The sequence below is a fragment of the Methanomicrobium sp. W14 genome (assembly GCF_017875315.1).
In the GTDB taxonomy this organism is placed as follows: Archaea; Halobacteriota; Methanomicrobia; order Methanomicrobiales; family Methanomicrobiaceae; genus Methanomicrobium.
The window spans coordinates 609137-618850 of record NZ_JAGGMM010000003.1; the positions used below are offsets into that span (position 1 = coordinate 609137).

Genomic DNA, 9714 nt, shown 5'->3' on the forward strand with positions numbered 1-9714 from the left:
TATCACTCACCTGCGAGCAGAGACTTCAGCTTCAAAAGTCCTGCCATATCAGACTCAGAACCTTCCAGCTCATCAGTCAGCACTGAAAGAGAACTCTCCGCCTCGCGAATACTCTCCTCCGTCTCCGAAAACGTAACCGCATACTTTTCCGACAGATACTTCACCGCAGTCGTCAGCTTGGAAACAACATCCTCCGGCATCTTTGCAAGAGCTGACGTCAGCGGCAAAATCCACTTACGTTCAAGCAAATCAAGAGCCTCGGCATCAGAAAGATGCTCAATCGTCTCCTTCGTCAGCTCATCCAGACGGGCGGCATCCGCTTTCACCTGCTTTTTCAGCCCCTTTTCCTCATCAAACAAAGTATTAACCGTTAAAAGCTTCTGCTCAAACGAATCCTCATCAAACACCGCTCCGCCTTTCATCTCCGCACGGATCTGCTTTGCTTCCTTAGCAACACCCGTCGCAGTAAAAGCATCCTTCGCCTCATTCACTGCCTCGGATTCCAGCTCCTCCTCAGACAGCGAAGAAAGAACATCCGCAACCTCGGACGAAATCTCAGAAAGCCGCTCTTTCTTCAGGGAAAGTGAAACCAGATCCTCCTTTAGCATTGTCTCCTGAACCAGCTCAAACGGAAGAACATACCCTAGCCAGCCGTCCTGGACCTCAACCTCCTTTCCTTCCTTTTTCTTCAAAACCAGATTCGGCACAACCTTCTTCGCCGCCACAAACCCTTCACTTTGCAAAATCTCTAAATCAACCGTGACTCTCTGCCAGCAATCATCAAGAACCTGATACGCCGCATATTTATCAATCAGCGGAATTCCGGAAAGCCGCGAGAAAATATCTTCTGATAATACAGCCTCCTCTTTCGCCGTATTAACCAATGCCCATCCCTCTACTAGCTCAGAATGCAAATACGTGTCAAAGTCAGAAAAAGCCGCCGTAAACGAATCCTTAAACCGGCAGACATCCTCATGATTTGAAATCAGTTCTCTGACATCTCCCGCTGCAAGCGACAAATATCCGTTTGTTCCCACGGAAAACAAATCACTGCGAAGCGAAGGAAACGCATCCCAGAACGTAGACAAATCCGCAACCTCTGATACCGGAATACCTCCATACATCAGTGCATACAAATCCCAGTGCTCAGCCTCATTGGACGAATCAACATACCGCGGGATATTCAGATTATACGCATTCTCCCGAATCTCCTCACGGCTCACCGCACGTGAAAACTTAGGAACCGTTGCCCGGCTCACATACGTATCGACAATCCGCTTAATATCCGACGCACGAAGCTTATTGTTCTTCCCCTCCTTTACAAACCCTTTCGAAGCATCAATAATCAAAACATCATCATTAGCCCGCTTCTGCTTTAGAACCATAATGATCGTCGGAATACCCGTTCCAAAGAAAATGTTTGCCGGAAGACCGATAATCGCATCAATATGATTAAACTCCACCAGATTCTCGCGGATAGTCCCCTCCTCTCCCCCGCGGAACAGCACCCCGTGCGGAAGAACGATCGTCATAATCCCTTCAGGCTTTAAATGATACAAATCATGTAAAAGAAACGCATAGTCCGCCTTCGTCTTCGGAGCAATCCCAAACCGCTTATACCGGGGATCGTTTTCCATATCCTTTGTATCCCAGTGCTGGGAATAAGGAGGATTAGAAACAACCGCATCCACATACAGCGGCCTGTACGTTCCAATAGGATCAGTATCCTCAAAATACGGCCAGTCTTTCTTATCCAGAGTATCCCCGCACCGCGTAACAATATTATCGGGAAGAATCCCCCGCATAACCAGATTCATACGGGTAAGATTGTAGGTATTCTTCTTCAGCTCCTGCGCATAATACCGGACCTTATTTTCACCCGCCATATGTTTCGCAGCCGATCGGCCGATCGTAATCAAAAGAGAGCCTGAACCGCTTGTCGGATCGTAAATATCGATCATCTCCTTTCCTTTCAGATGTTCAGCCACGATCTCGGACATCAAGAGGGAAACCTCATGCGGTGTATAGAACTCGCCAGCCTTTTTCCCGGCATTTGCAGCAAACATGCTGATAAGATATTCGTAAATAAACCCAAGAACATCATAGTCCTGCCGGTTATCCATCGGAATATCCTTAATAAGATGAATAAGCGCATTTACCGCTTTAGTTTGAGATCCAGGACTATCACCAAGCTTACTCAAACCGGTTTCCAGAGTCGCAAAAATACCATCGAAAACCTTTTTGTGTTTATCACTGATTTTGCGATTAAATGCCGACAAGGCATCACGAACATTCGAAACGTCAAAATCACTACCCATCGAAAGCCAGGTAGAAAACAGATTCTCATAAGAGATGAAGTAGCCAAGCTTCTCCTGAATAAATGTAACCGTATCCGTATCAGTCTCAGAAATCTGTGCAATATCCTTATCAGTTGCATTATTTTCTTTTAGAAATTTTACTTCCTTATCTGATAGGAACTTATAAAATATGAAGCCAAGAATATAGTCCTTGTACTCGTTAGCTTCAATATTGGAACGCATTTTATTTGCGGATTCCCATATTTTATTGGCGAGCTGCTGTTTATTCATGGGTGATGTCTCTTAAATAACCTATACTTTAAAATTGGTGCTTTTAACTATGTATCTTTGCTTTTTGATGAGAATGAAAGCAAAAATCAAATTTATGTCAAAGCCTGACTTTGCCAGTACAAAAAATTAAGTATATTCCTAGAAATGTTTGAATCGTTCAAAATTTAAGGATAAACAGATCTGAAATACGTTATATTTTTGACCTTGAATCATTTCGTGAATGAACTCTTTACTGTGTTCTTGAATTCATCGGAGCCAACAGAGAGGAAATAATTTCTGACATTCAGGATGCTCTTTTTAAGAGATATGAATTTGAACAATCCAATATAAACCTGGACAGGATCAGTATCACACTTCATGGGTTGTTGAATCCAAATTGGCAAACTTAGGTTTTAATTAATAAAGGCAGCGGCTTATTCACTTTCTCACCTCCACATAACTCATCCTCCCATGCACCCCATCCCTCCTCACAACATCAACAAGCCGAAGCTCTTCTAATTTTTTAATATACTCAAAAAAGTAAGTATAACCAATATTCAGTTCAGTCTTCGCACGCCGCTGCACCTGTCCGGATGTAACGCCGGCAGCGTCTCCCTTCTCTTCAGACTCCCTGTTCATCTCACCAATGAGTTCAAAAAGCTGCCTCTCACCTGGCTTCAGTGTCTTAAGCGTCTCATTTACATGAACATCCTTGGAAAGTGTGAAGGCCCTGCCGACATCCTCTTCTGTTACAGAGGTCCTGGCATCGTTCTCAGCGGCCATAACAGACCTCTTGATAAGGTCAAGGCCGACACGGAGATCACCCGTCTTCATCGAATAGTCAACAATAAGGGAAAGAATATCTTTGGAAATCACATTCGGATAAACGCCCTGGGTGATTCTGGCCTGATAAATGTCATGCATCTCTGCAGCAGAATAAGGCGGAAAGTAAATGTCAGCGGGCCGGAAAGAGGAAAGAACACCGGCATTAAGACCGGAGAAAATATTCTTGTGAACATCGGACACGACTGCAAAAACACCCATCCTTACTCCCTCATACTCCTGGTGGAGCCTTAAAGCAGTGAAAAGCGTTGTGTTCATGGCATCGCCGGAATTGATGTAATTAACATCATCAAGGCAGAGAAGAACTACCTTCTTTTCCTCTGCAATCTTCCTGGCTGTGGCTGCAATCAGATTGTTAAACGAAACGCCGGCCGGTGCTGCTCTACCTTCGGTAAGCTTCTGATACATCTTTGAGAATATAGAAAACGGAGATCTGTCAATCTGACAGTTCACATATACAGTAACAAGCTTTTTTGTGTGCATCTCTGCCTCAGAAAAAAGTTTTCTCAGGCATGTTGTTTTTCCTGTTCCCGGAAGTCCCCGGCACACCGTATTCACCGGTGAGCACCCCAATAATGCAGGTTTGAGATTGTATGAGAGTTCCTTCATCTGTTCATCCCGGAATAAAAACCTGTCAGGGATAAAGTCAGACTCGAAAGTCTGAAGATCCCTAAACAAAGTCTGGTCCCATTTCAAAAACTGACTCATAATTTTAGGTCACTTTTAAGAGCAAATAAACCTGCAGGCATTTTACTTTCAGAACGCCTGCGGCGGATTTATGGGCAGCGTGATTTTGTTGTGAATTTTAATTTAGAAGGCGCATTATAAGAAAAAATTTGGTAATTGTTTTCATCTTGACACTTAGGGTTTTGAAGCAGCTTTTAGCCTTTCCTCAAGAATCTCTGTTATCATTTTCCTTAACATGTCCGGATTTGAAAGGACATCCTCTGCCATCTCTTCAATTGTGGCAGCGGCATTCTCCGATAATGATTTTCCGCAGTGAGCACAATATTCTGCTCCCGGCGGATTGATTGTCATACAATTCGCACACATTACCGGTTCAAGGACATGGTTCTCCTTCTCCTCTTTTTGAACAATACCATAGCTGCCGAGGACTTCACGGTCGATGTCACCACCGGTCAGGTGAGCGTATGTATGAAACATTTTTGTGTTAATGTTTCCCCACATCATCAACTTGATTACAGATTCGTTCATGCCGTCATTTATGAGGTGCGTGATTCTGCTGTGCCTGAATATGTGTGGCGTTATGTGTTTTTTTATTCCTGCCCTGTCACTCAGCCGCTCAAGTATTTTCATTACTGCCCCGTGTTTTAACGGGGTTTTCCTGTGTGTTATGAAAACAAGTGCATCGTCTTTTGAGTCAAAAGGATAGTCCTGGCGCCATGCAGAAAAGTAAGGCTTCGTCATTACAAGTCTGACATAACGCTGTGTGTTACATTTTGTATCCTCAACTGTTAGGATAACTCCATAGTCATCAAATTTTACCCTTCCCCATGTAAGTCGGGCGATTTCACCGATTCTGCATCCGGATTCATAGAGGAGTGCTATTAACGCCCGGTCTCTTGAAGTCAGGCAGGCTTTTAGTAGTGCTTCTATTTCTTCTTTTGAAAGAAGCTGGTCAGGTTGTTTTGTTTGTGAATCAATCCTTGGAGGTCTGATTCTCATTATTTTTTCTTTTGGCAGCGATGAGTAGTTGTTCTCTATTAGCCATAACGAGAATCTTTTCAGAAAAATGATATAATCATGAATGGTGTTCGTTTTATACGGCAGGCCTTTTTGTGTCTTTGCCTGTTTTAAATCAGAGATTGCTTTGTAAACATCAGAGATGTTTGCATCTCTGTAAGGACAGATAAAGCGTCTCCAGTTAACAAGAGTGTAGATTATCTTGTTTGTTCTCAGAAGTCCGATGTTTTGGGATGCCTGAAGCTCAGTTATGAATTCATAAATGAGATCAATGTCATCCTGGATTATCCGATCTTCTGTTAGTGCATTTTTAAAGGATTTGTCTGCGTAGGCAGACTTGACGTAATGAAAATTACTGTCAATACGAGTGGGTGCTGTGGAACTTCCCATAAAAGAAATTCAGAAGCTGAATATAAAAGAGTTTGGGGGGAGATTTGAACGTGAATTCGTGAAGCCAAGGCCCAGATTTGAACTGGGGTTATAGTCGCTCTGCAGGCGACCGCGTGGCCGCTCCGCCACCTTGGCAGAATTGCCTATTATCATTAGTGATATTGAATATAAAAGATATCGGTTTGAGACCAGACAAAGATTACGATGTCTGGCAGTCACTGACATGAAGCATCATCATGCCGAGAGCGGAGAGTGTCACTGATATATTTCTTCCTTTCCTGTTCTTCACTATAAAACCGCTCTCTTCAAGGACCTTCAGGTGATGACTCACCCGGCTCCTCTCCTTGTAAAACTCATCAGAATATTTCTCCATCGAAGGCTTCATCCTGATTATAAGCTCATCAAGAGAGTCCACCCCCCCGTCTATGGAAAGGATTATCTGCATCTGCTCATCACGCAGAAAGCACACGGGAAGGACCGGCACGTCAATTACCTCTTCTATTCCTATCTCGTTGTCATTGGCATCATATTTTGGAATCGAGGTTATTACTCTTGACTTTGTTATTGAACCCGCAATATACGCGGAGACCGCAAAAGTCCGAAGCGAACCGCTTATGTTCACCACAGCATCCCTCCCGGAACTCTCCTCGGATTTAATTAAATCGATTATCTGCAATGCCCCCCTCTTTACATCTTTTTTGTCTATATATGCAATTTCGGTGCTGACAACGGAAAGAAGGTCCTTTTTTATCTCTTCTGCTACAGTTCTGGACTTCTCCTCTCCGCTTGATTCCTGCTCACCCACTATAAGAATTATTTTCCCCATAGGAAAGTCACCTGACATCTTCAGGGACTCTATCAGTCTTTTCTTATGGTGGCCTACAAACACTATATGGGTACTCGTCATGCTGAATATAACATTTCTCTGGCTTATCCCATATAAATTCATTTAAATACATTCCTGCGGATAAGCTTAAGTGGAAATAATATTCGCACAACAATAGGTATTGGCATTTTTTTTTCGAAGAGCACCATACTTTCTGAAAAATATTGTAAAAAGTTCTTTCAATTGATAACTTTATACATAATCAAACTTGAAGTTTAAGTGTGGACTGCAAAGCCAAAAAAAACAGTGGAGCAGCAAAACCACAAAAGGAGTAATGATTAATGATGTTCTGGGAAAACCTTGACTGGTGGAAAATGGTATTAGACTTCGTAATAGCCATCTTCCAGATGTTTGCATAAAAACAGATCAAAAAGTTCAGGCAAAGCAATTGTCGAACTATAAAAAAAACCCTTTTTTTATTTGGTATACAAAGAATTCATATAAAGAACTTTAATTTTCGTATTTTCAGAATGCGACAAAAAAAGATCAGACAATAAATCAAAAACCTTGGATCAACAAATGACAAATATGATATTCAAACGCATAAATTATTTTAATAACAATGCCTGACAGCTTTTTTTCATACTCCAGATACATCTCACTGACAACAGGTCTGGGTGTATTTTCCATTTATTTCATGATATCCGCGATAACACTTGCAAACCCGATAATAGCCGGTAATCTGGGTTTAAATGCTTCGGATCTGGGGCTTATCCTTCAGGCGCATCTCCTGGGCGCAGTAATGTTTCTTGTGCCTGCTGCAAAACTTGGTGACATATTCGGGCATCTCAGGATTTTTTTTACAGGCGGCATGATATTTGCAATATCATCCCTTTTAATCGCGATTTCTGCATCAGGCGCGGAGATAATACTTTTCAGGTTCGTCCAGGGCATGGGAGACGGAATGATGACAGCATCATCTCTGGTTCTTCTCACTAGAGCCTACGGCACAGACAGAAGAGGTGAAGCACTTGGTTTTTTCCTTTTCGCAGGATACTTCGGATATATCATAGGAATGACTGCCGGGAGTATATCTGCCGAGACGTTAGGGTGGCAGTCGGTGTTTCTTATACCATCTTTTGCCTCACTTGCAGCCGGAATTCTTGCAATGCGAATTAAAAATTTATCAACTGAAGAAATCAGGGAAAAAAATACCTGCTTTGACCTTAAGGGAATGATTCTTTTCTGTCCGGCATTATTTCTCATAACGGCAGCAATAACAGGAATTTTCTCATCGCACAGGATTTTTTTCATTATATGCGGTGTTATTCTTCTGGTCTTCTTTGTAAAAACTGAAAAATCTGCCAAAAACCCGCTTTTAATGCTTTCTCTGTTTAAAAATAACAGGCTTTTTTCATTGTCAGTCTGTGCTGATTTCCTTTATTATTCCACAATAGGCTCGGTCTCATATACATTTTCAATATTTTTTGAAAAGGGGCTTAATTACAGTGCTTTTTATGCCGGAGTCCTGCTCATTCCGATATCCCTGATGCAGGGGATTTTGTCTCCTGCAACGGGTCACCTGTCAGACAAAAAAGAGCCAAAATACCTGACAGCAGCCGGAATGTCTCTTATCGTGTCAACTCTCATCATATATGCATTTATAGATATGAAAAGCATTAACCCCCTTTTTATTACGGTTTTGCTCGCCCTCACCGGGACAGGATATGCTCTTTTCTCATCACCAAACAAAAATGCGGTAATGAGCTCAGTAAAAAAAGATTACCACGGTGAAGCATCAGGAATCGCAAACACTTTTGAGCAGATTGGAAATATAACAAGCATAAGCATTGCAGCCGGAATTATAAGTATATACACCGGGGGAGCCGAAATTTCATCAGGTACTATTTCTGAGTTCACTGGGTCGATGCAGTCCGTATTTCTTCTTATGGCAGTTCTCGGTGCTGCAAATGTTATAGTCTGCCTCAAAAGAGGAAATCTCAGAAAAGGGAATTAAACAGAAAAAAATCAATATTTATTTACTGAAACTCTTTTTTATCTCGTCAAAAGTGATTATATCATAGCCTAATACTCTGCCGTCTTCTCCAAGATTTACATGTACATAAACCTCCAGGCCGGTATTTTCAAGAGCCGCCACATCGGGATTTCCCCCTGTTATTTGAAAACCAAGCGATGCAAGTTCGTCTGATATAATTTCAAAATTATCGTAGGCCTTAAAAAGCGCATCCGCCTTTTCAATTAGGTCTTTTTGTTCATTGACTCTAACTGTCATATAACCCGAAAATCTGTTACCTTATGTATTTTATACTTTCTGAAGTCTTTTACATGAAAACTGTCCCGGACAAATCCACTTCAATTTCAGTTTTCTGCATTACGTAACTCATCAAACCCAAAAAACTACAGGTAATCGAAAAGGTCTGAAAAAGTGCTGAATTAAGTCTAAAAAATTTACCCAAAAAAACTGCCAGATAAAGATTCATCTATACAATTTCTTCAACCGTCCCCTCCTCAAGACTATAATAAAATCCTTTTATGGACAGTTTTCCATTCCCCACTGCCTTTTTTACGGAATCATATTTGAACAATTTTTTAGCCTGCACCCCGATATTCTCTTTTTCAAGGGTAATCAGTTTGTTATTCCTGTCTTCACCGGTTTTTTCAGGAAGGTCCAGGCTGTCGAGAATTTCTTTTGCTTCTGTGGCATTTTTCAGCCATGAAGAAATATACTTCCCGTGCCCGCCGGTTAAAAGCGCCTTCATCGCCCCGCACCCTGAATGTCCACAGACAATCACATATCTGACACCCAGTTCACCAACTGCATACTCAAGAACAGCCCCCAGGTTTGAGTCGTTTTCCGCCACAATGTTTCCTATATTCCTGTGTACAAAAAGTTCCCCAGCTTTACTTCCAAATACTTTTTCGGGATTTACACGGGAGTCGGAACAGCCTATCACAAGTGCGAACGGACTCTGACCGTTCGCAAGACTCCTATAAAATTCCCTGTTTTTCCCAAAATCCTCTTCCAGAAATAAACGATATGCTGCATTGAAACTACAGCTCCAAAAAAGAACAATCCGTCATCCGGTCTGTGTCCCGGACATCAGTAAAAGACACAAAAACAACGCAAAATTTAAAACTAAAACTAAAGGAAAACGAAAAAACATTGAAATAACAAACACAATCTATCAAAAAACGTCTGCCAGGATTCACTTACAATTAAATCAAAAAACTAAATCAAAAACACAAAAAAAGACACTCACAATCTCTCTTAAGCAGTTGCAGCGTTAGATGTTTCCCGAGAACTCGCGTATCTCAGTACACCATCTGACGTGAGCAGGCTTAACTGCCGGGTTCGGAATGAGT

The 9714-nt window shown here is 41.9% G+C and carries 7 protein-coding genes and 1 tRNA gene; 1 reads left to right on the forward strand and 7 read right to left on the reverse strand.

Features of this window, described 5'->3' with window-relative positions:
* Window positions 1-2: 2 nt before the first annotated feature.
* The 5 genes from J2128_RS12165 to J2128_RS12185 all read right to left on the reverse strand — a co-directional run bounded on the left by J2128_RS12165 (window position 3) and on the right by J2128_RS12185 (window position 6453).
* Complete coding sequence (locus tag J2128_RS12165; RefSeq protein ID WP_209691693.1) at window positions 3-2588, reverse strand: type I restriction-modification system subunit M; 2586 nt, start codon at window positions 2586-2588, stop codon at window positions 3-5.
* A 417-nt stretch (window positions 2589-3005) separates the two neighbouring features.
* A complete protein-coding gene (locus J2128_RS12170; RefSeq protein WP_209691694.1) occupies window positions 3006-4118 on the reverse strand; it encodes an ORC1-type DNA replication protein in 1113 nt (370 codons plus the stop codon).
* Window positions 4119-4271: 153 nt separating this feature from the next.
* Window positions 4272-5504 (reverse strand): site-specific integrase, encoded by a 1233-nt coding sequence (locus J2128_RS12175; RefSeq protein ID WP_209691695.1) that lies wholly within the window; start codon window positions 5502-5504, stop codon window positions 4272-4274.
* 62 nt (window positions 5505-5566) lie between these two features.
* Window positions 5567-5639 (reverse strand) — tRNA-Cys (locus J2128_RS12180).
* A 64-nt stretch (window positions 5640-5703) separates the two neighbouring features.
* A complete protein-coding gene (locus tag J2128_RS12185; RefSeq protein ID WP_245323733.1) occupies window positions 5704-6453 on the reverse strand; it encodes a DUF6293 family protein in 750 nt (249 codons plus the stop codon).
* A 499-nt stretch (window positions 6454-6952) separates the two neighbouring features.
* Between J2128_RS12185 and J2128_RS12190 the strand changes: the two genes are divergently transcribed.
* On the forward strand, window positions 6953-8347 hold the full coding sequence (locus tag J2128_RS12190) for an MFS transporter (RefSeq protein ID WP_209691696.1): 1395 nt from the start codon (window positions 6953-6955) through the stop codon (window positions 8345-8347).
* A gap of 18 nt (window positions 8348-8365) precedes the next feature.
* Here the strand turns inward: J2128_RS12190 and J2128_RS12195 are convergent, their stop codons facing one another.
* Together J2128_RS12195 and J2128_RS12200 are read right to left on the reverse strand one after the other, a co-directional pair.
* Window positions 8366-8623, reverse strand: a complete 258-nt coding sequence (locus tag J2128_RS12195) for a hypothetical protein (protein ID WP_209691697.1) — start codon at window positions 8621-8623, stop codon at window positions 8366-8368.
* 208 nt (window positions 8624-8831) lie between these two features.
* Complete coding sequence (locus tag J2128_RS12200; protein ID WP_348632402.1) at window positions 8832-9305, reverse strand: carbonic anhydrase; 474 nt, start codon at window positions 9303-9305, stop codon at window positions 8832-8834.
* Window positions 9306-9714 lie beyond the last annotated feature (409 nt).

Coding starts and splice junctions, on each gene's coding strand:
- J2128_RS12165 (WP_209691693.1), bottom strand. CDS start 2,588: ATGAATAAACAGCAGCTCGCCAATAAAATATGGGAATCCGCAAATAAA.
- J2128_RS12170 (WP_209691694.1), bottom strand. CDS start 4,118: ATGAGTCAGTTTTTGAAATGGGACCAGACTTTGTTTAGGGATCTTCAG.
- J2128_RS12175 (WP_209691695.1), bottom strand. CDS start 5,504: ATGGGAAGTTCCACAGCACCCACTCGTATTGACAGTAATTTTCATTAC.
- J2128_RS12185 (WP_245323733.1), bottom strand. CDS start 6,453: ATGAATTTATATGGGATAAGCCAGAGAAATGTTATATTCAGCATGACG.
- J2128_RS12190 (WP_209691696.1), top strand. CDS start 6,953: ATGCCTGACAGCTTTTTTTCATACTCCAGATACATCTCACTGACAACA.
- J2128_RS12195 (WP_209691697.1), bottom strand. CDS start 8,623: ATGACAGTTAGAGTCAATGAACAAAAAGACCTAATTGAAAAGGCGGAT.